Below are 21,596 nucleotides of genomic sequence, written 5' to 3'. Positions count from 1 at the left end.
GGACGCAATAAATTACTCTTGTTCCCTTCGCGGGTACTAACCCGATCAGGTTCCGCGGATCCCGAATTAACGGTCTCAGCCTGGCAAATTTTTCCTTAAGGAAAGTCTGCGCTAGGCACTCCGACAAGAATTGGCCTGTGATTTCCAGGCCGTTAAAGAAGCCTCAATATACGAGGCTGATTATAAAACACAACCCTTTGCAGGGTTTTAGAGCAAAATTGTTAAGCCGGTCGTACTAATGCGGCATCGTTTGCAACGGGTGGCAAAGGAACAATTTTTGTATCAAAAGCCAGCGCAATCAGCTGATCTTCAAGCTCAAAACGCGCATCAAGCGCTTCGCCGATATCAGACAATGCATAGTTAAAGGCAAAAACGTCATCATCTTCAAATTCAGTTTCGGTATAACTGTCGTGGAAAGCCATAATAGCTTCAGTATTCGCTTCCAGCGCTGGATAAATTCTGGCCGCTGCCTGAGAAACGGCCCCTTGGGCGCCATCGACTTCTTCAACTATCCTGTGATAAAGATGAAAGTGCCCGGCTGAAAGATAGTCCACTAAATTGTGGCAAAAATTATCTAACGCTTTCTCATTAAGCGGGGTATGTTTTTCTTTATTGGGTTTCAGGCCCACGAGAGTGCAGTAAGAAACCAATAATTCTTTGCGCGCGTGCAGCCATTGGTCGATCAACTCATTGCTGCCACCAACGCGTTGGGTCAATATTTCCAAACGATTTAGCATGGTTGACTCCGTGAGTATGAAGAGAAAGTGTTCAAAGGTTAAAGATTACTAATGTAACTTTGTGTCCCAGATTGTCAGTGTAGTCGAGGTTATGCAATAACAATATGGAAATCCAAATAACAGAGCAGCATAGCGGCTGGTGGGTCGTCAGCCTTGATGGGCAACTGTGGTTGCCTGAGGGATCGTTACCCTACGGATCGGCAACACAATTTTCATTGTCGGGACAAACCGGGCGCCAGATAGGCGAATGGCAGGGCAGTCCGGTATGGTTGATCCGCAAGAGCATGAAAGAAAGTATGCTCTCACCGCGCCAATTGATCGACCAGGATCGTGGGTTATTTCAGCTGGTGGGCCGAGGCGTACAGCTCTCCGAGTTCTATCGATCCCATCAATTCTGCGGTTACTGCGGCCATGCCATGCACGTCAGTAAAACCGAATGGGCCGCGCTGTGCGCACACTGCAAAGAGCGCTATTACCCGCAAATTGCGCCGTGCATCATCGTGGCTATCCGCCGCGGCGAAGAGATCCTGCTTGCCCAGCACGTCCGTCATCGCGGGGGGATCCACACCGTGTTGGCCGGTTTCGTCGAGGTGGGCGAGACGCTGGAAGAAACCGTCGCGCGTGAAGTGATGGAAGAGAGCAATATACGGGTCAAAAATGTGCGTTACGTCAGCTCGCAGCCCTGGCCGTTCCCAAATTCTTTGATGATGGCATTTATGGCCGATTACGACAGCGGCGAAATACGTCATGATCCGAAGGAGCTGCTCAACGCCGGTTGGTATCGTTACGATGCCTTGCCGCTGTTGCCGCCGCCGGGCACCATCGCACGTCGGTTGATAGAAGATACCGTGGTTCTGTGCCGTGCAGAGGAGGACTCTTAGGCCCGACGTGCTACAATGTCCGCCTTATTTTTAGGCGCCTGAAACGTGCAAACGCTATTTCAGGCCGCCCGCTCGGGTTCGATGAACCCAAAGAGATCAGCAGATTATTAAGGATCTTGCCAAGAATGAACGAGTTAAAAAACGATCGCTACCTGCGCGCCCTGTTACGCCAGCCCGTAGATATCACACCGGTATGGATGATGCGTCAGGCTGGCCGTTATTTGCCAGAATACAAAGCGACACGTGCGCAGGCGGGCGATTTTATGTCGCTGTGCAAAAATGCCGAGCTGGCCTGTGAGGTCACCCTGCAACCTTTGCGCCGCTATCCTCTGGATGCCGCGATCCTGTTCTCAGATATTCTGACCATACCCGATGCCATGGGGCTGGGCCTGTATTTCGAAGCGGGAGAGGGGCCGCGTTTCTCTTCTCCACTGACCTGCTATGCCGACGTCGCGAAATTGCCGATCCCCGATCCTGAAGATGAGCTGGGCTATGTGATGAATGCGGTGCGCACCATCCGTAAAAATCTTAAAGGCGAAGTGCCATTGATCGGTTTTTCGGGCAGCCCGTGGACGCTGGCCACCTACATGATTGAAGGCGGCAGTAGCAAAGCGTTTACCAAAATCAAAAAGATGATGTACGCCGAGCCTGCCACTCTGCATCTTTTGCTGGATAAACTGGCCGACAGCGTCATTCTCTATCTGAATGCGCAAATCAAGGCCGGTGCACAGTCGGTGATGGTGTTTGACTCTTGGGGCGGCGTTTTAACCGGTCGTGACTACCTCGAGTTCTCCCTGAACTACATGCACAAGATTGTTGATGGCCTGATCCGCGAAAATGATGGCCGTAAAGTGCCGGTGACGCTGTTCACCAAAGGCGGCGGTCAGTGGCTTGAAGCCATTGCGGCAACAGGCTGCGATGCGTTGGGCCTCGACTGGACGACAGATATCGGTGAAGCCCGCCGTCGCGTGGGTGACAAAGTGGCGCTGCAGGGAAACATGGACCCGTCTATGCTTTATGCTTCTCCAGTCCGTATCGAGCAAGAAGTCGAGACTATTCTGGCCAGCTATGGCAAGGGTGAAGGGCACGTCTTTAACCTGGGACACGGCATCCATCAGGACGTTCCGCCTGAAAATGCCGGCGCTTTTGTTAAGGCCGTCCACAACCTTTCACGGCAATACCACACCGCATAACGACAGGATCTGCATGATTAATACCGGCGCAATGCGCGAAGAGCAGCGGATAAAAGCCCAGCAAATCGTACTCGAAGACCCCTCTTCGGGATTGCGCCCGGTGTATATAGCAGGAGCTGATATCGGGTTTGAGCAGGGCGGTGACGTGACGCGCGCCGCTGTTGTTGTACTGCACTACCCGTCAATGGCGCTGGTGGAGTATCAAATAGCCCGTATTCCCACCCAAATCCCCTATATTCCCGGTTTCCTTTCGTTTCGCGAATGCCCGGCATTAATTGACGTCTGGCAGCAGCTGCAACATCGCCCTGATTTGTTAATGGTTGACGGGCAGGGCATCGCTCACCCCAGACGCCTCGGCGTTGCCAGCCATTTTGGGCTGACCATTGACGTGCCAACTATCGGCGTGGCGAAAAGTCGCCTGTGCGGACACTTTCTGCCGCTGGGCGAAGCCGCCGGCGCTACGCAAGCCCTGTGGGACAAAGATGAACAGCTTGGCTGGGTGTGGCGCAGCAAACTGCGTTGTAATCCGCTGTTTATCTCCCCAGGTAATAACATCAGCCTTGCTTCTTCGTTGTATTGGGTTGAACAATGCACGCGGGGATATCGTCTGCCTGAACCGACCCGATGGGCCGATGCTGTAGCATCCAATCGGCCCGCATTTCAGCGCTGGCAGCGCCTGAGCGGCAATGTTTAAGAATCCAGGCGTAGGATGCTGTCATTATTTCAGGTAAACTCCCGCCCAGAAAAGTTAACGAGAAAATACTATGTTACGTAATCCGATTCATTTACGTCTGGAAAAGCTTGAAAGCTGGCAACATCTGACGTTTATGGCCAGCCTTTGCGAGCGTATGTATCCCAATTATCAGATGTTTTGCCTTCAATCAGGCTTTGGTGAGCCCCAGATTTATCGCAAAATTCTCGATCTGGTGTGGGAAACGCTTGTAATAAAAGATGCAAAGGTTAACTTTGATTCGCAGCTTGAGAAGCTGGAGGAGGCAATCCCTTCTTCAGACGACTATGATATTTACGGCGTTTACCCGGCTATCGATGCCTGTATCGCATTAGGTGAATTGATTCACTCGCGTTTAAGCGGTGAAACACTGGCTCATGCTATCGCGATTAGCGAAACATCGATTCGTACCGTTGCCATGCTTGAAATGACCCATGCTGGCAAAGAAATGACCGATGAAGAGCTCAAAGTTTTACCCGCTGTTGAAGAAGAATGGGACATCCAATGGGAGATTTTCCGCCTGTTGGCTGACTGTGAAGAGCGTGACCTGGAATTAATAAAAGGGTTACGATCTGACCTGCGTGAAGCCGCTGTGAGTAACATTGGGATAAATTTAACGCAATAAGGCAAGAAAACGTGATTTAACGCCTTATTTGTCGTGTCTCAAGGCTTCACATCCGTACCCTGTCTGGTCTACATTTGGGGTGCGTAATAAAAAGTGGCTATCGGTGCGTGTATGCAGGAGGGTGCTGTCAATCGGCATATCCGTCGCACTCGATGCTTTGCAAACGATAAACACACTGTAAAGGATAACTTATGAACAAGACTCAACTGATTGATGTGATTGCTGACAAAGCTGATCTTTCTAAAGCACAGGCTAAACTTGCTCTTGAATCTACTCTGTCTGCCATCACCGAGTCTCTGAAAGAGGGTGAAGCTGTACAATTAGTTGGTTTCGGTACTTTTAAAGTAAATCAACGTAACGAGCGCACTGGTCGTAACCCGCAGACAGGCAAAGAAATCAAAATCGCTGCTGCAACCGTTCCGGCGTTTGTTTCAGGCAAAGCTTTGAAAGAAGCTGTTAAGTAATTGCTTGCAGTGAAAAGAATAAACGAGGGGCCATGCTGGTCCCTTTCGTTTATCACCACCGGACTGATGGCTGCTGTAATGGCCTTCAGTCTGGTCGGATGCAGTTCTCACAGTGATACCCCCCTTTTTAGCGCCAGTGGTTACGTCGCCGACCAAGGCATTTACCGCCTGTGGCGAGAAGACGACGAACAACATCGCCCGCAAACGTTGATCAATATTTACAGCCCGTATTACGGCAAAGACACCGTAATCACACGCTATGAATACCTCAATGACCATCTCCATCTGATTAAAGAAAGTCATGCTGCCTCGAAAGACCTGGGTATAACTCTGCGTTTTGATAGCGAAGGCAACGTCAGCTTTATGCAACGTCAATTGGCCGACTCGAAAGAGAAGCTCTCGGCTGATGATATCGAACGCCTTAAATACCAGGCTGATAAAGTGTTAAACCTGAGCAACACGCTGCGCGCCGGAAACGTAAGACTTACTCAGGGCCGCTGGCGACAGGGCGTAATTACCACCTGTAACGGTGAGCCGGTGACGCTTAGCCTGAATATCCGCTCTCAGGTATGGTTGGCAAAACGTGCCGCCAAGGCCAACGACAAACTCGGCCTTGCCTGGTTGACTGCCCCCGAGGGTAATGAACTCTTGCTGGTGGCAAACGAAGATTTTTGCGTCTGGGAGCCGAAACAGGGCCAGTTGAATTAATCCTAGCCCGCCTCCAGACAGTAAAAAGCCCGCACTTGGCGGGCTTTTGGCTTTTTATGACCCCTCATTCATGACAGGTCGGCGAGCAGGAGTTATTCACCCTGTTCGCGGGCGATCGCACGATAGCCGATGTCTTTACGACAGAAGCTGCCTTCCCACTTAATGTCCTGCGCGAGTTGATACGCACGCTGCTGCGCGGCGGCAACGGTTTTACCTAATGCTGTCACGCAGAGCACGCGTCCGCCGTTGGTGACCACCAACTCGTCCTGCAGTCGGGTGCCGGCGTGGAACACCTTACCGTCAGGAACTTCTTCCAACGGCAGGCCACGGATCACTTCGCCATTAACATAATCACCAGGATAACCGCCTGCAGCCAATACGACGCCCAGAGAAGGACGCGGATCCCATTCTGAAGTCACGTTATTCAAACGGCCTTCTGCACCGGCAAGGCAGAGTTCAACCAAGTCAGAACGCAGACGCAGCATGATAGGCTGAGTTTCTGGGTCGCCAAAGCGGCAGTTGAACTCGATGACTTTAGGCTGGCCATCGGCGGAGATCATCAGACCGGCGTACAGGAAGCCGGTATACACGTTGCCTTCTGCTGCCATGCCACGCACGGTTGGCCAGATAACCTGGTCCATCACGCGCTGGTGAATCTCGTCGGTCACTACCGGCGCGGGAGAGTATGCGCCCATGCCGCCGGTGTTAGGGCCGGTATCGGCATCGCCGACACGTTTGTGGTCCTGACTGGTGGCCATGGGGACTACATTTTCGCCGTCAACCATGACGATAAAGCTTGCTTCTTCACCGTCAAGGAACTCTTCAATGACGATGCGGTGTCCGGCGTCGCCAAAGGCATTGCCCGCCAGCATGTCGTGTACGGCAGATTCAGCTTCTTCCAGCGTCATAGCGACGATAACGCCTTTACCTGCCGCCAGACCGTCGGCCTTAATAACAATCGGCGCGCCTTTGCTTCGAAGATAGGCCAGAGCCGGTTCGATGTCGGTAAAGTTCTGGTAGTCGGCGCTTGGAATAGCGTGACGGGCCAGGAAATCTTTGGTGAAGGCTTTAGAGCCTTCGAGCTGAGCTGCCGCCTGAGTTGGGCCGAAAATTTTCAGTCCCGCAGCGCTGAAGGCATCAACCACGCCGATAACCAGCGGGGCTTCCGGTCCAACAATCGTCAGGCCAATGTCATTTTGCTGCGCAAAGGCCAGCAGACCGGCGATGTCAGTTGCCGAGATATCCACGTTCTCAAGCAAGGGTTCAAGTGCGGTGCCTGCATTGCCCGGTGCGACAAAGATTTTGTCGGCCAGAGGTGACTGTGCCGCTTTCCATGCCAGCGCGTGTTCACGTCCGCCGTTACCGATAATTAAAATGTTCATTCAAAACTCCAAAAAATTAATGGCGGAAGTGGCGCATGTCGGTGAACAGCATCGCAATGCCGTGTTCGTTGGCCGCTGCAATCACTTCATTATCACGCATTGAACCACCCGGTTGGATTACGCAGGTGATGCCCACCGCCGCCGCTGCATCAATACCGTCGCGGAACGGGAAGAAAGCGTCAGAGGCCATCACCGAGCCTGCTACTTCCAGACCTTCATCGGCGGCTTTGATACCGGCGATTTTAGCGGAGTAAACGCGGCTCATCTGGCCAGCGCCAATGCCGATGGTCATTTTGTCGCGCGCATAAACAATGGCGTTCGACTTAACAAACTTGGCCACTTTCCAGCAGAACAGGGCATCAGTTAGCTCCTGCTCGGTCGGTTGACGCGTTGTCACTACGCGCAGGTCGGCGGCGTCAACCATACCCAGGTCACGGTCTTGAACCAGAAGGCCGCCGTTCACGCGCTTGAAGTCGAGGGCAGTTTGACGTCCCTGCCACTGACCGCAGGTCAAGACGCGAACGTTTTGTTTAGCTGCAGTCAGCGCCAGCGCTTCTTCACTGACAGAGGGGGCGATGATCACTTCAACGAACTGGCGGCTGATGATGGCCTTGGCGGTTGCTGCATCCAACTCGCGGTTGAAGGCAATAATGCCGCCGAATGCGGAGGTCGGGTCAGTTTTATACGCGCGCTCATAGGCGTCGAGAATGCTGTCACCCACCGCAACGCCGCAAGGGTTCGCGTGTTTAACGATAACGCAGGCCGGTTCGTCAAACTCTTTCACGCATTCCAGCGCGGCATCGGTATCAGCAATGTTGTTATAGGAGAGGGCTTTGCCCTGCAGCTGCTGAGAGGTGGCAACGGAAGCTTCAGAAACATTCTCTTCTATATAGAAGGCCGCTTGCTGGTGGCTGTTTTCGCCGTAGCGCATGTCCTGCTTCTTCACGTAGCTCAGGTTCAGGGTACGAGGGAACTGACCAGAAGGAGACTCAGTGTCACCGTGATACGCCGGTACCATAGTACCAAAGTAGTTGGCAATCATACCGTCGTAGGCTGCGGTGTGTTCAAAGGCTTTAATAGCCAGATTGAAGCGGGTGGCCAGCAGCAGTGAACCGTCGTTGGCATCCATCTCTTCTATTATAGAGGCGTAGTCGCTGCTCTTGACCACGATAGCAACGTCATTGTGATTCTTGGCCGCCGAGCGAACCATTGTCGGGCCACCGATATCAATGTTCTCTACGGCGTCTTCCAGTGAGCAGTCCGGACGAGACACGGTTGCCGCAAAAGGATAAAGGTTAACAACGACCATGTCGATCGGCGCAATGTCGTGCTGGCCCATGATGGCATCATCTTTGCCGCGACGACCCAGGATGCCACCGTGCACTTTGGGGTGCAGAGTTTTAACGCGTCCATCCATCATTTCCGGGAAGCCGGTGTAGTCAGAGACTTCTGTCACTGGCAAACCCGCGTCAGCAAGCAGGCGCGCGGTGCCGCCAGTGGAAAGTAAATCCACGCCACGTTGAGAGAGGGCTTGGGCGAATTCTACGATACCGGCTTTGTCAGAAACGCTGAGCAGCGCGCGGCGGATTGGACGACGTTGTTGCATGGTGGTTTTATCCCTTGGCTTTGGAGTCGCAATAGAGAGCGTTACGTGAATTCAATTCTCGTTCTTCTCTCTATATAGAAGACTATATAGAAGAATAACCTCGGATTGGATTCAGATAAGGTTCCACAGACGCTGTAAGCATCATTATTGCAGATAGTGTCGGTAAATTCAGACGCGCGATATTGTAGCGAAAACGATTGCGCGATGCGCGTCAAATTTGAGTTTCAATGTGTATTGTGGATAACTTTGTGTGTAAATCGGTATAACCCCGCCTTTTGCTGTGTATTGCAGCAAACAGTATTTTTTATTGAAATTAGGGGTTGCGGCTCCTCAGAAACTCCCTATAATGCCGCTCCAACGACAGGGAACAACGCAGCAGCAACGCGGTGTGAACGAGTCGGGAAGAATTAAAAATGATGTTGATTGATAAAATAATCGGTTGACATTAAATGAGGAAAGCGTAGTATACGCCACCTCGAGTTAGCAAGCGAAAGCGCGTAACTCACTGCTCTTTAACAATTTATCAGACAATCTGTGTGGGCACTCACAAGACGATATCAGCCACTTCGGTGGCAACAGAATATCAAGGCAGCAATGCCAAGTCTTAGAGTGACCAAGCAGTAATTCATTATGAATGATGTGAAGTAACTTTGAGCATCGCTGAACTTGTTTCAGCAAATCGAACTTTTAATTGAAGAGTTTGATCATGGCTCAGATTGAACGCTGGCGGCAGGCCTAACACATGCAAGTCGAGCGGTAGCACGGGAGAGCTTGCTCTCTGGGTGACGAGCGGCGGACGGGTGAGTAATGTCTGGGAAACTGCCTGATGGAGGGGGATAACTACTGGAAACGGTAGCTAATACCGCATGATGTCGCAAGACCAAAGTGGGGGACCTTCGGGCCTCACGCCATCGGATGTGCCCAGATGGGATTAGCTAGTAGGTGAGGTAATGGCTCACCTAGGCGACGATCCCTAGCTGGTCTGAGAGGATGACCAGCCACACTGGAACTGAGACACGGTCCAGACTCCTACGGGAGGCAGCAGTGGGGAATATTGCACAATGGGCGCAAGCCTGATGCAGCCATGCCGCGTGTGTGAAGAAGGCCTTAGGGTTGTAAAGCACTTTCAGCGAGGAGGAAGGCGTTGTTGTTAATAGCAACAGCGATTGACGTTACTCGCAGAAGAAGCACCGGCTAACTCCGTGCCAGCAGCCGCGGTAATACGGAGGGTGCAAGCGTTAATCGGAATTACTGGGCGTAAAGCGCACGCAGGCGGTTTGTTAAGTCAGATGTGAAATCCCCGAGCTTAACTTGGGAACTGCATTTGAAACTGGCAAGCTAGAGTCTTGTAGAGGGGGGTAGAATTCCAGGTGTAGCGGTGAAATGCGTAGAGATCTGGAGGAATACCGGTGGCGAAGGCGGCCCCCTGGACAAAGACTGACGCTCAGGTGCGAAAGCGTGGGGAGCAAACAGGATTAGATACCCTGGTAGTCCACGCTGTAAACGATGTCGACTTGGAGGTTGTGCCCTTGAGGCGTGGCTTCCGGAGCTAACGCGTTAAGTCGACCGCCTGGGGAGTACGGCCGCAAGGTTAAAACTCAAATGAATTGACGGGGGCCCGCACAAGCGGTGGAGCATGTGGTTTAATTCGATGCAACGCGAAGAACCTTACCTACTCTTGACATCCACGGAATTCGCTAGAGATAGCTTAGTGCCTTCGGGAACCGTGAGACAGGTGCTGCATGGCTGTCGTCAGCTCGTGTTGTGAAATGTTGGGTTAAGTCCCGCAACGAGCGCAACCCTTATCCTTTGTTGCCAGCACGTAATGGTGGGAACTCAAAGGAGACTGCCGGTGATAAACCGGAGGAAGGTGGGGATGACGTCAAGTCATCATGGCCCTTACGAGTAGGGCTACACACGTGCTACAATGGCATATACAAAGAGAAGCAAACTCGCGAGAGCAAGCGGACCTCATAAAGTATGTCGTAGTCCGGATTGGAGTCTGCAACTCGACTCCATGAAGTCGGAATCGCTAGTAATCGTAGATCAGAATGCTACGGTGAATACGTTCCCGGGCCTTGTACACACCGCCCGTCACACCATGGGAGTGGGTTGCAAAAGAAGTAGGTAGCTTAACCTTCGGGAGGGCGCTTACCACTTTGTGATTCATGACTGGGGTGAAGTCGTAACAAGGTAACCGTAGGGGAACCTGCGGTTGGATCACCTCCTTACCTAAAGATACGCATTGTGCAGTGTCCACACAGATTGTCTGATGAAATAGTAACGAGCAGAAATACCTTTATAGGCTTGTAGCTCAGGTGGTTAGAGCGCACCCCTGATAAGGGTGAGGTCGGTGGTTCAAGTCCACTCAGGCCTACCAAATTCTTTCTCATGCTGCGTTATGACTTCACTCGCATAGAAAACACTATGCTTCGCGAAGCCACGCCTTGCCTGAGTAAGAATTGAAACTCTTTTTAGGGTGGGACATATAAAGGTATCTGTAAGTGACTGTATGGGGCTATAGCTCAGCTGGGAGAGCGCCTGCCTTGCACGCAGGAGGTCAGCGGTTCGATCCCGCTTAGCTCCACCATATCCATACGGATCACATTAATACTTCAGAGTATATTGGAAACAGTATGCTGCGAAGTATTTTGCTCTTTAACAATCTGGAACAAGCTGAAAAATTGAAACGATACAGCTGAACATAACTCTCCGTAGAAGTACTGAGTCATGAACACCTGTATTAGAGTCTCTCAAATAATCGCAGCACGAACGTGGTCGCTCTTTATTGATTAAAGAAGACACCTTCGGGTTGTGAGGTTAAGCGACTAAGCGTACACGGTGGATGCCTAGGCAGTCAGAGGCGATGAAGGGCGTGCTAATCTGCGAAAAGCGTCGGTAAGGTGATATGAACCGTTATACCCGACGATACCCGAATGGGGAAACCCAATGTGATACGTCACATTATCGCATGGTGAATACATAGCCATGCGAGGCGAACCGGGGGAACTGAAACATCTAAGTACCCCGAGGAAAAGAAATCAACCGAGATTCCCCCAGTAGCGGCGAGCGAACGGGGAACAGCCCAGAACCTGAATCAGTTTATGTGTTAGTGGAAGCGTCTGGAAGGTCGCACAGTATAGGGTGATAGTCCCGTACACAAAAATGCATAGGCTGTGAGTTCGATGAGTAGGGCGGGACACGTGACATCCTGTCTGAATATGGGGGGACCATCCTCCAAGGCTAAATACTCCTGACTGACCGATAGTGAACCAGTACCGTGAGGGAAAGGCGAAAAGAACCCCGGCGAGGGGAGTGAAATAGAACCTGAAACCGTGTACGTACAAGCAGTGGGAGCCTACTTTGTTGGGTGACTGCGTACCTTTTGTATAATGGGTCAGCGACTTATATTTTGTAGCAAGGTTAACCGTATAGGGGAGCCGTAGGGAAACCGAGTCTTAACTGGGCGTCAAGTTGCAAGGTATAGACCCGAAACCCGGTGATCTAGCCATGGGCAGGTTGAAGGTTGGGTAACACTAACTGGAGGACCGAACCGACTAATGTTGAAAAATTAGCGGATGACTTGTGGCTGGGGGTGAAAGGCCAATCAAACCGGGAGATAGCTGGTTCTCCCCGAAAGCTATTTAGGTAGCGCCTCGTGAACTCATCTTCGGGGGTAGAGCACTGTTTCGACTAGGGGTCCATCCCGGATTACCAACTCGATGCAAACTACGAATACCGAAGAATGTTATCACGGGAGACACACGGCGGGTGCTAACGTCCGTCGTGAAGAGGGAAACAACCCAGACCGCCAGCTAAGGTCCCAAAGTCATGGTTAAGTGGGAAACGATGTGGGAAGGCATAGACAGCCAGGATGTTGGCTTAGAAGCAGCCATCATTTAAAGAAAGCGTAATAGCTCACTGGTCGAGTCGGCCTGCGCGGAAGATGTAACGGGGCTAAACCATGCACCGAAGCTGCGGCAGCGACGCTTAGGCGTTGTTGGGTAGGGGAGCGTTCTGTAAGCCGTTGAAGGTGGTCTGTGAGGGCTGCTGGAGGTATCAGAAGTGCGAATGCTGACATAAGTAACGATAATGCGGGTGAAAAACCCGCACGCCGGAAGACCAAGGGTTCCTGTCCAACGTTAATCGGGGCAGGGTGAGTCGACCCCTAAGGCGAGGCCGAAAGGCGTAGTCGATGGGAAACAGGTTAATATTCCTGTACTTGGTGTTACTGCGAAGGGGGGACGGAGAGGGCTAGGCTAGCCGGGCGACGGTTGTCCCGGTTTAAGCGTGTAGGGGGTGTGACTTGGTAAATCCGGTTACATATTAACCCTGAGGCGTGATGACGAGTCACTACGGTGATGAAGTAGTTGATGCCGCACTTCCAGGAAAAGCCTCTAAGCATCAGGTAACATTAAATCGTACCCCAAACCGACACAGGTGGTCAGGTAGAGAATACTCAGGCGCTTGAGAGAACTCGGGTGAAGGAACTAGGCAAAATGGTGCCGTAACTTCGGGAGAAGGCACGCTGTCGCTAGGTGGAGGAACTTGCTTCCCGAGCTGAAGACAGTCGAAGATACCAGCTGGCTGCAACTGTTTAATAAAAACACAGCACTGTGCAAACACGAAAGTGGACGTATACGGTGTGACGCCTGCCCGGTGCCGGAAGGTTAATTGATGGGGTTATCCGCAAGGAGAAGCTCTTGATCGAAGCCCCGGTAAACGGCGGCCGTAACTATAACGGTCCTAAGGTAGCGAAATTCCTTGTCGGGTAAGTTCCGACCTGCACGAATGGCGTAATGATGGCCAGGCTGTCTCCACCCGAGACTCAGTGAAATTGAACTCGCTGTGAAGATGCAGTGTACCCGCGGCAAGACGGAAAGACCCCGTGAACCTTTACTATAGCTTGACACTGAACATTGAGCCTTGATGTGTAGGATAGGTGGGAGGCTTTGAAGCGTGGACGCCAGTCTGCGTGGAGCCAACCTTGAAATACCACCCTTTAATGTTTGATGTTCTAACTCGGCCCCATAATCTGGGGTGAGGACAGTGTCTGGTGGGTAGTTTGACTGGGGCGGTCTCCTCCTAAAGAGTAACGGAGGAGCACGAAGGTTAGCTAATCACGGTCGGACATCGTGAGGTTAGTGCAATGGCATAAGCTAGCTTGACTGCGAGAGTGACGGCTCGAGCAGGTACGAAAGTAGGTCATAGTGATCCGGTGGTTCTGAATGGAAGGGCCATCGCTCAACGGATAAAAGGTACTCCGGGGATAACAGGCTGATACCGCCCAAGAGTTCATATCGACGGCGGTGTTTGGCACCTCGATGTCGGCTCATCACATCCTGGGGCTGAAGTAGGTCCCAAGGGTACGGCTGTTCGCCGTTTAAAGTGGTACGCGAGCTGGGTTTAGAACGTCGTGAGACAGTTCGGTCCCTATCTGCCGTGGGCGTTGGAAGATTGAGAGGGGCTGCTCCTAGTACGAGAGGACCGGAGTGGACGCATCACTGGTGTTCGGGTTGTCATGCCAATGGCATTGCCCGGTAGCTAAATGCGGAAAAGATAAGCGCTGAAAGCATCTAAGCGCGAAACTTGCCTCGAGATGAGTCTTCCCTGGAGCTTCGAGCTCCCTGAAGGGACGTTTAAGACTAAGACGTTGATAGGCTGGGTGTGTAAGTGCAGCGATGCATTGAGCTAACCAGTACTAATGACCCGAGAGGCTTAACCTTACAACACCGAAGGTGTTTTAGAGAGACACAAAGACTTAGGTTTCAATGAAATCAGCTTGTTCAAAGATTGGTTCTGATGGCTTACCCTGAATGATGGGGAAAGCGGTTAGAATAAAACGAATTTGCCTGGCGGCAGTAGCGCGGTGGTCCCACCTGACCCCATGCCGAACTCAGAAGTGAAACGCCGTAGCGCCGATGGTAGTGTGGGGTCTCCCCATGCGAGAGTAGGGAACTGCCAGGCATCAAATAAAGCACAGAACCTCAGCGAAAGCTGGGGTTTTTTGCTATTTGGCGTGTGTAAAAGGGCGAAAAGCCGGGTCAACTGCCACGAAAAGCGGGCCCCTGTCTGACGACAGGGGCCTTTTTGCGTCTGAATACAGGATAATTATTGGTCATATTCGTGCGTTGTAAATAGCCAAACCCTCGATTTTATACATCTTAAATAACTAAAGGTTATGAACATATAGCAATATGCTGAATAATTTTCACCTTGGTATTACAAGCTCGACATAGCTCTCGAAACCCGCTATCTTCAGGCATCTAGATGTCTAAACGTATAAGCGGATGCAGTGAGGAAGTTGTTATGCCGATTCGGGTTCCAGATGAGTTACCAGCCGTGAGTTTTTTACGCAATGAAAACGTCTTTGTGATGACGTCTTCGCGTGCAAAAACTCAAGAAATTCGTCCATTAAAGGTGCTGATACTTAATTTGATGCCGAAGAAGATCGAGACTGAGAATCAGTTCTTACGTCTGCTTTCCAATTCTCCCTTACAGATTGATGTTCAACTGCTGCGTATCGACAGCCGTGAGTCAAAGAATACGCCTGCCGAGCATTTGAATAATTTCTACTGTGATTTCGAAGATATCCAGCACGATAATTATGACGGCCTGATAGTCACCGGTGCACCACTGGGTTTGGTCGATTTCTGCGACGTTGCCTATTGGCCGCAGATTGAACGCATCGTTCATTGGGCAAAAGAGCATGTAACTTCTACTCTGTTTGTCTGTTGGGCTGTACAGGCAGCGCTTAATGTGCTTTACGGGACGCCGAAAATGACCCGCGAAACCAAACTTTCCGGCGTGTATGCTCATCAAACGCTGCAGCCGTTGGCTTTATTGACTCGTGGATTCGACGAGTCCTTCCTTGCACCGCATTCACGCTATGCCGACTTCCCGATTGAAGAGCTGCGTAAATACACCGACCTTGATATTCTGGCTGAGTCAGAAGACGCTGGCGCTTATCTGTTTGCTACCAAAGACAAGCGTATGGCATTCGTTACCGGTCATCCTGAATATGACGCCGGAACCTTGGCGGGTGAGTACCTGCGTGACCTGGAAGCAGGCCTGTCGCCTGATATGCCTACTAACTATTTCCCGAACGACAATGCAGAATTGGCACCTAAGGCCAGTTGGCGCAGTCATGGACACCTGTTGTTTACCAATTGGCTGAATTATTACGTTTACCAGATAACACCGTTCGATCTCCGTCATATGAATCCTACGCTGGAATGAACTCTCGATTGATCTGTTTTTGATCATCCCAACACAACGGCCATTAAATTGGCCATTGTCGTTTTTGCACGCCAGTTATTCTCCCTTCCTCCCGAATCTGAACAAAATTCTTCTGTCTTTTTTAAAAAAGTGGAAATCATTCCTGTTTTAATTAAAAAATTTATTCCGTTAACATCATGAATGAAAACATATTTATTTTTATTTTAAATAAAAATGGAAATCGTTTTTGATTTTACGTATTTATTGGTTACGCTTAATTCTATTGGCTACTAAATGACCTGCCGGATCGTGTTGTTCAAAACGATTCTGGAGATGTCGGGTATATGGCCAAGGCAATCGCATAGCACTCAGATATTTAACCGCTGATTACCTTGATAAGTCAGGAGAATGTTGATGTCACAGCAGATAACCCGCAGTCCACTCGCCTTTACACGCCAGTTCTCGGAGCAGGCCTCCAGCGTTTTAACCGAGCAGGCAATAGACTTTTTATCCGATCTGGTCAGCCAATTCACCCCTTCCCGTGGTCAACTGCTTGCCGAAAGGAAGACTGTGCAGGCCAATATAGACAGGGGAGTGCTGCCTGATTTTATTTCGGAAATGGCTTCCATTAGAGAATCTGAATGGCAAATTAAAAGTATCCCCAATGACCTGCGTGACCGGCGTGTCGAGATTACCGGTCCCGTAGAGCGCAAAATGGTCATCAATGCGTTGAATGCCAACGTCAAAGTCTTTATGGCTGACTTTGAGGACTCCCTCGCTCCCGAGTGGGCAAAAGTTATTGAAGGACAGATCAATCTGCGTGATGCGGTAAAGGGGACGATTAGCTATACCAATGAATCAGGAAAGATTTATCAACTGAAGCCGAATCCTGCAGTGTTAGTTTGTCGGGTAAGAGGGATGCATCTGCCTGAAAAGCACGTGATGTGGGAGGGCGAGCCGATCCCCGGCGGGCTGTTTGATTTTGCCCTTTATTTCTTTCACAACTTCCGCGAACTGTTGGCAAAAGGCAGTGGCCCCTATTTTTACCTGCCTAAAATGCAGTCTTACAAAGAGGCGCAGTGGTGGAGTCAGGTCTTTAGTTATGCCGAAGACAGCGTTGGGCTACCGCGTGGCACGATTAAGGCGACAGTGCTGATTGAAACTCTTCCCGCCGTGTTCCAAATGGACGAAATCCTTTATCACCTACGAGATCATATCGTGGGTCTGAACTGCGGACGTTGGGACTATATATTCAGTTATATCAAAACACTGAAAAATCACCCCGAACGCGTACTTCCCGATCGTCAGGTCGTGACTATGGAACAACCGTTCCTCAGCGCTTATTCACGATTGTTAATTAAGACCTGCCATCGACGCGGCGCCTTTGCTATGGGCGGCATGGCGGCATTTATTCCCAGTAAGGACCCGCAGCGCAATGAATGGGTGCTAAATAAAGTGATAAAAGACAAAGAGCTGGAGGCAGCGAATGGGCATGACGGCACCTGGATTGCACATCCTGGTTTAGCCGATACCGCCATGTCGGTATTCAATAAAGCCTTGGGAACACGAGCAAATCAGTTGGACGTCTTGCGTGAACACGATGCGCCGATTAACGCAGAGGCGCTGCTTGAGCCTTGTTCCGGCTCACGTACTGCCGAAGGTATGCGCGCCAATATTCGCGTTGCCGTGCAGTACATCGAGGCCTGGATTTCAGGTAATGGCTGCGTGCCAATTTATGGGTTAATGGAGGATGCCGCTACCGCAGAAATCTCCCGAACTTCCATCTGGCAGTGGATCCATCACGGCAAAACGCTGGACGACGGACAACAGGTAACAAAAGCGCTCTTTCAACGGATGTTGGCGGAAGAGATGCAGGTCATCCAGCAAGAACTGGGTGAACAGCGGTTTAGCTCAGGACGTTTTCACGAGGCTGCGGCACTCATGGAAAAAATCACGACTCAGGATGAATTGATCGACTTCCTCACGCTGCCAGGCTATGCGCTGCTGGCCTGATAAAAAGCCCATAAATCATCTGGAGATACTGTTATGAAAACAACTCGTACCCAACAAATCCAGCAACTTGAAGAGATGTGGTCGCAGCCCCGCTGGAAAGGCATTGTTCGTCCTTATACTGCCGCAGAGGTTATCAGTCTGCGTGGTTCGGTTAACCCCGAGTGCACGTTGGCGCAACATGGAGCGCAGCGTTTATGGAATCTCCTGCACGGCGCAGCGCGCAAAGGCTATGTGAATTGTCTTGGTGCGTTGACTGGTGGACAGGCTTTACAGCAGGCCAAAGCGGGCATCGAAGCTATCTATCTTTCGGGCTGGCAGGTTGCCGCCGACGCGAATACTGCATCGAGCATGTACCCCGATCAGTCGCTTTACCCGGTAAACTCAGTGCCCGAGGTGGTGGCGCGTATTAATAATACGTTCCGCCGTGCTGACCAAATCCAATGGTCCAATAACATTGAGCCGGGCCAGTCAGGCTACACTGACTATTTTCTGCCGATCGTTGCCGATGCGGAGGCCGGTTTTGGCGGGGTGCTTAACTCATTTGAACTGATGAAATCGATGATTGAGGCCGGAGCCGCGGCGGTGCACTTTGAAGATCAACTGGCCGCGGTGAAAAAGTGCGGACACATGGGCGGCAAGGTGTTGGTTCCGACGCAGGAAGCGGTACAGAAGCTGGTATCAGCACGTTTGGCGGCGGACGTTCTTGGAGTTCCAACGTTAGTTGTCGCGCGAACCGATGCCGATGCCGCCGACCTGCTGACGTCCGACTGCGACCCTTATGACAGCCAGTTTATTACCGGCGAACGCACTCATGAAGGCTTTTACCGCACGCATGCCGGTATAGAGCAGGCGATTTCCCGAGGCCTGGCCTATGCAGCCTATGCCGATATTGTCTGGTGTGAAACGTCTACGCCGGACCTTGCTTTGGCTAAACGCTTTGCCGACGCCATTCATCAGCAATTCCCAGGTAAATTACTGGCCTATAACTGCTCTCCTTCGTTTAACTGGAAGAAGAATCTGGACGATAAGACCATCGCCAGTTTCCAGGATCAACTGGCGACAATGGGCTACCAGTACCAGTTTATTACTTTGGCGGGTATCCACAGCATGTGGTTCAACATGTTCGATCTGGCGCATGCCTATGCACAGGGTGAAGGCATGAAACACTACGTCGAAAAAGTGCAGCAACCAGAGTTTGATGCTGTGGCGCATGGTTACACCTTTGCCTCACATCAACAGGAAGTCGGCACTGGTTATTTCGACAAAGTGACCACCATTATTCAGGGCGGTCGCTCGTCGGTAACCGCGCTGACTGGCTCAACCGAAGAGCAGCAGTTTTCCTGAGATAACCCGGGGTCCGGTATTAACAGGACCCTTTTTTACCCAGGCAATTTACAGAGGGTAGAGGATGAAGACCGAACTGCTCATTGCCCAAACGATCCTGCAAGGATTTGATGCTCAGTATGGCCGTTTTTTGGAAGTCACTTCCGGCGCGCAACGCCGTTTTGAACAGGCCGACTGGTTGGCCGTACAGCAGGCAATGAAGCAGCGAATTCATCTTTATGACCAGCATGTTGGCTTAGTGGTCAGCCAACTAAGATGCATTACCGGCCCTCACTTTTATGACGCGGCCTTCGTTAGCCGCGTGAAAGCCTGCTACAGCGACCTGCTCCCCGACTATCCACGCGGCGAGATAGCCGAAAGCTTCTTTAACTCGGTCTATTGTCGCATCTTTAAACATCGTGATTTAACGGCGGACAAACTGTTTATCTTCAGTGAACAGCATGCTGGAAGCGGCAGCCAGCTGCATCGTCCACTGGCCCGAACTCTCGCACATAAGGACGAACTTTCTACCTTGCTGCACAAGCTGTTAATGGAACTGCCACTGCGGCTAGCTTGGGACGATATTGAAAGAGACGTTGATGCTATTGCTAATGCACTGGCCGACGCCTTTGAGCCAACTGCGCTCGCTGATGCGCAGTTTGAAATGGCTACCGAACTTTTTTATCGCAATAAAGCCGCGTGGCTGGTCGGAAAAATTCGCCTGCGTGAGCAGGTTCACCCGTTCCTGCTGCCGATACATCAAACGCCTGACAGCAAACTGTTTGTCGACAGCTGTTTGACCCAGCAGGATGATGCCAGCATCGTCTTTGGCTTTGCTCGATCTTATTTTATGGTTTATGCCCCTAATCCTGGTGCATTGGTTGAGTGGCTGCGCGAGATATTGCCCGCTAAAACAACCGCCGAGCTTTACAGTGCTATTGGCTGTCAAAAACATGCAAAAACAGAATGTTATCGCGAGCATTTGCGCTATATGGCGCTAAGTGAGGAGCCGTTCATTATTGCTCCAGGCGTGAAAGGCATGGTGATGCTGGTATTTACGCTAGCCGGAAGCGATCGAGTTTTTAAAGTCATTAAGGACCATTTTACTCCTCCCAAGCAGGTGACTGAGCAGCGGGTTCGTGAGTGCTATCAGTTGGTTAAAGAGCATGACCGTGTCGGAAGAATGGCTGACACACAGGAGTTTGAGCATTTCATCTTACCCAAGAACCGTATTAGCCCAGAGCTGATGGAAGAGTTACAGCGCGAAGCGGCCAATAAAATTGAAGACTTGGGGGACAGCATCGCCGTGCGGCATTTATACATTGAACGTCGCATGACGCCGCTGAATATTTATCTTGAGCACGCTACGTGCCAGCAACTACACGACGTCATTGAAGAGTACGGTAATGCTATCAAGCAGTTAGCAGCGGCCAATATTTTTCCTGGCGATATGCTGTTTAAGAACTTTGGGGTTACCCGCCACGGCCGCGTCGTGTTTTACGATTACGACGAGATTTGCTATATGACCCAGATTAATTTCCGAAATCTGCCGCCCGCGCTTTATCCAGAAGACGAATTGGCCAACGGACCTTGGTACAGCGTGGCTGAGAATGACGTTTTTCCCGAGGAATTTTGTTATTTTCTGTGCAGTGATAAACGTCTTCGCCCACTGTTTGACGTGCTGCACGGCGACCTGTTTTGCCCCGATTACTGGCGTAGCCTGCAGCAACGCATTCTGGATGGACATATTGAAGACGTTTACGCCTATCGCCGCAGACAGCGCTTTAGCCACAGGATTCAGCAGCCGCTAAACGCCTGATTTTGTCCCCGTCGAATGCACAATTAATGTTTTCCGCCGCCGTAGGCTTGGGTTATTGCTTTCGCCGCGTGGATAACGAGTGCGCCAAGCTCAGTCACGCGATCATCGGTAATTCTTGAAATAGGCCCTGAAATGGAAATGGCCGCATAGGCATCGTTGTGTTCATCATAAATACAGGTCGCCACACAGCGCAATCCCAGAGCATGTTCTTCATCATCAAAGGCATAGCCGCGTTTACGGGTGTCGGCCAGCTCCTGTTTCAGGTTAGCCGGTGAGGTGCGAGTCAGTGGCGTGTAGCTGTGTAAACCAATTTTATGCAGCATTTTTACCAGGCGCTCTTCCGGCAGCGTCGAAAGGAAGGCCTTGCCCGCCCCCGAGGCATGCATTGGCAGCTTGCCACCAATCGGTGCCGACATGCGCATCAGCGCGTTGCACTGCACCTGATCGATAATGATCGCCTGGTAGTCGCTGTGATCAAGCACCGCCAGGTTTACCGTTTCTCCAGATTCTTCCATCAAACGTCGCAGCATCGGATGTACCATTGCCAGCAGGTTGCGGCTTTGCAGGAAGCTGCTGCCGACGACAAAGGCGTGTGAACCAATTGTCCACAGCCCCAAATCTCCTACTTGGCGCACAAAACCTTGCTGCTGCATGGTGGTCAACAGTCGATGAGTGGTTGAATTAGGCAGCCCGGCCTGCTGTGCAAGATCGGTTAGTGCCACGCTGCCCTGCGCCTCGGCAATATATTCCAGCAGTTTCAAACCGCGCGTTAAAGACTGAACCTGACCGGTTGCTGCACTGGCGCTGGCCGTTGTGTTTTTCGCTTTCTTTGTGCGTTTTACCGCTGTGGCTGAAGAAGTCACCATCATGCTTTCCCTTGTCAGCGTTGCCTAAGAT

General features: G+C 51.3%; 14 protein-coding genes, 2 tRNA genes, 3 rRNA genes and 1 riboswitch. Of the genes, 15 read left to right on the top strand and 4 right to left on the bottom strand.

Annotation, left to right across the window (positions count from 1 at the left end):
• Positions 1–5 precede the first annotated feature (5 nt).
• Positions 6–133: riboswitch (TPP riboswitch) on the bottom strand.
• Positions 134–221: 88 nt separating this feature from the next.
• Positions 222–737 (bottom strand): Rsd/AlgQ family anti-sigma factor, encoded by a 516-nt coding sequence (locus GA565_RS23395; RefSeq protein WP_055773996.1) that lies wholly within the window; start codon positions 735–737, stop codon positions 222–224.
• A 104-nt stretch (positions 738–841) separates the two neighbouring features.
• Between GA565_RS23395 and nudC the strand changes: the two genes are divergently transcribed.
• From nudC to GA565_RS23365, 6 genes are all read left to right on the top strand, one after another.
• Positions 842–1,618 (top strand): NAD(+) diphosphatase, encoded by a 777-nt coding sequence (gene nudC, locus GA565_RS23390; protein WP_152201179.1) that lies wholly within the window; start codon positions 842–844, stop codon positions 1,616–1,618.
• 125 nt (positions 1,619–1,743) lie between these two features.
• A complete protein-coding gene (hemE, locus tag GA565_RS23385; protein WP_152201177.1) occupies positions 1,744–2,811 on the top strand; it encodes a uroporphyrinogen decarboxylase in 1,068 nt (355 codons plus the stop codon).
• A 13-nt stretch (positions 2,812–2,824) separates the two neighbouring features.
• Positions 2,825–3,505, top strand: coding sequence for a deoxyribonuclease V (nfi, locus tag GA565_RS23380; protein WP_152201175.1), 681 nt, complete (start codon positions 2,825–2,827; stop codon positions 3,503–3,505).
• A gap of 70 nt (positions 3,506–3,575) precedes the next feature.
• On the top strand, positions 3,576–4,166 hold the full coding sequence (locus GA565_RS23375) for a YjaG family protein (protein ID WP_055774004.1): 591 nt from the start codon (positions 3,576–3,578) through the stop codon (positions 4,164–4,166).
• Positions 4,167–4,357: 191 nt separating this feature from the next.
• Entirely contained in the window at positions 4,358–4,630 is a 273-nt protein-coding gene (gene hupA, locus GA565_RS23370) for a nucleoid-associated protein HU-alpha (RefSeq protein WP_045049823.1), read from the top strand.
• Positions 4,631–4,696: 66 nt separating this feature from the next.
• A complete protein-coding gene (locus GA565_RS23365; protein WP_173882123.1) occupies positions 4,697–5,338 on the top strand; it encodes a DUF1481 domain-containing protein in 642 nt (213 codons plus the stop codon).
• 92 nt (positions 5,339–5,430) lie between these two features.
• On the opposite strand, the gene purD is transcribed toward GA565_RS23365, so the two are convergent.
• Positions 5,431–6,720 (bottom strand): phosphoribosylamine--glycine ligase, encoded by a 1,290-nt coding sequence (purD, locus tag GA565_RS23360; RefSeq protein ID WP_152201171.1) that lies wholly within the window; start codon positions 6,718–6,720, stop codon positions 5,431–5,433.
• Positions 6,721–6,736: 16 nt separating this feature from the next.
• Entirely contained in the window at positions 6,737–8,326 is a 1,590-nt protein-coding gene (purH, locus tag GA565_RS23355) for a bifunctional phosphoribosylaminoimidazolecarboxamide formyltransferase/IMP cyclohydrolase (protein WP_055774008.1), read from the bottom strand.
• A gap of 688 nt (positions 8,327–9,014) precedes the next feature.
• Here purH and GA565_RS23345 point away from each other — a divergent pair.
• The 9 genes from GA565_RS23345 to aceK all read left to right on the top strand — a co-directional run bounded on the left by GA565_RS23345 (position 9,015) and on the right by aceK (position 20,699).
• Positions 9,015–10,557: ribosomal RNA gene (locus GA565_RS23345) — 16S ribosomal RNA — on the top strand.
• Between the two features lie 72 nt (positions 10,558–10,629).
• Positions 10,630–10,706: transfer RNA gene (locus tag GA565_RS23340), tRNA-Ile, on the top strand.
• 134 nt (positions 10,707–10,840) lie between these two features.
• A tRNA-Ala gene (locus GA565_RS23335) sits at positions 10,841–10,916 on the top strand.
• A gap of 228 nt (positions 10,917–11,144) precedes the next feature.
• Positions 11,145–14,052 (top strand): 23S ribosomal RNA (locus tag GA565_RS23330).
• Positions 14,053–14,177: 125 nt separating this feature from the next.
• Positions 14,178–14,293 (top strand): 5S ribosomal RNA (gene rrf, locus GA565_RS23325).
• Together the 16S, 23S and 5S rRNA genes with 2 tRNA genes alongside form the textbook arrangement of a ribosomal RNA operon.
• Positions 14,294–14,635: 342 nt before the next feature.
• The gene (gene metA / locus GA565_RS23320) at positions 14,636–15,565 is read left to right on the top strand and encodes a homoserine O-succinyltransferase (protein ID WP_055774105.1); all 930 of its coding nucleotides are present in this window, start codon (positions 14,636–14,638) and stop codon (positions 15,563–15,565) included.
• A 393-nt stretch (positions 15,566–15,958) separates the two neighbouring features.
• On the top strand, positions 15,959–17,557 hold the full coding sequence (aceB, locus tag GA565_RS23315; RefSeq protein WP_152201167.1) for a malate synthase A: 1,599 nt from the start codon (positions 15,959–15,961) through the stop codon (positions 17,555–17,557).
• Between the two features lie 33 nt (positions 17,558–17,590).
• Entirely contained in the window at positions 17,591–18,901 is a 1,311-nt protein-coding gene (gene aceA, locus GA565_RS23310; RefSeq protein ID WP_152201165.1) for an isocitrate lyase, read from the top strand.
• A gap of 64 nt (positions 18,902–18,965) precedes the next feature.
• A complete protein-coding gene (gene aceK / locus GA565_RS23305) occupies positions 18,966–20,699 on the top strand; it encodes a bifunctional isocitrate dehydrogenase kinase/phosphatase (protein ID WP_152201163.1) in 1,734 nt (577 codons plus the stop codon).
• Positions 20,700–20,722: 23 nt separating this feature from the next.
• Here aceK and iclR read toward each other — a convergent pair whose 3' ends face one another.
• Positions 20,723–21,565: a glyoxylate bypass operon transcriptional repressor IclR gene (gene iclR, locus GA565_RS23300; RefSeq protein ID WP_193312010.1), complete on the bottom strand. Its 843-nt coding sequence runs from the start codon at positions 21,563–21,565 to the stop codon at positions 20,723–20,725.
• Between the last annotated feature and the right edge of the window lie 31 nt (positions 21,566–21,596).

Origin of the sequence: Rouxiella sp. S1S-2 (genome assembly GCF_009208105.1) — a bacterium.
Lineage (GTDB): Bacteria > Pseudomonadota > Gammaproteobacteria > Enterobacterales > Enterobacteriaceae > Rouxiella.
The sequence above is the reverse complement of the archived record's forward strand: the minus strand, read 5'-3'. Positions and strand labels throughout refer to the sequence as shown.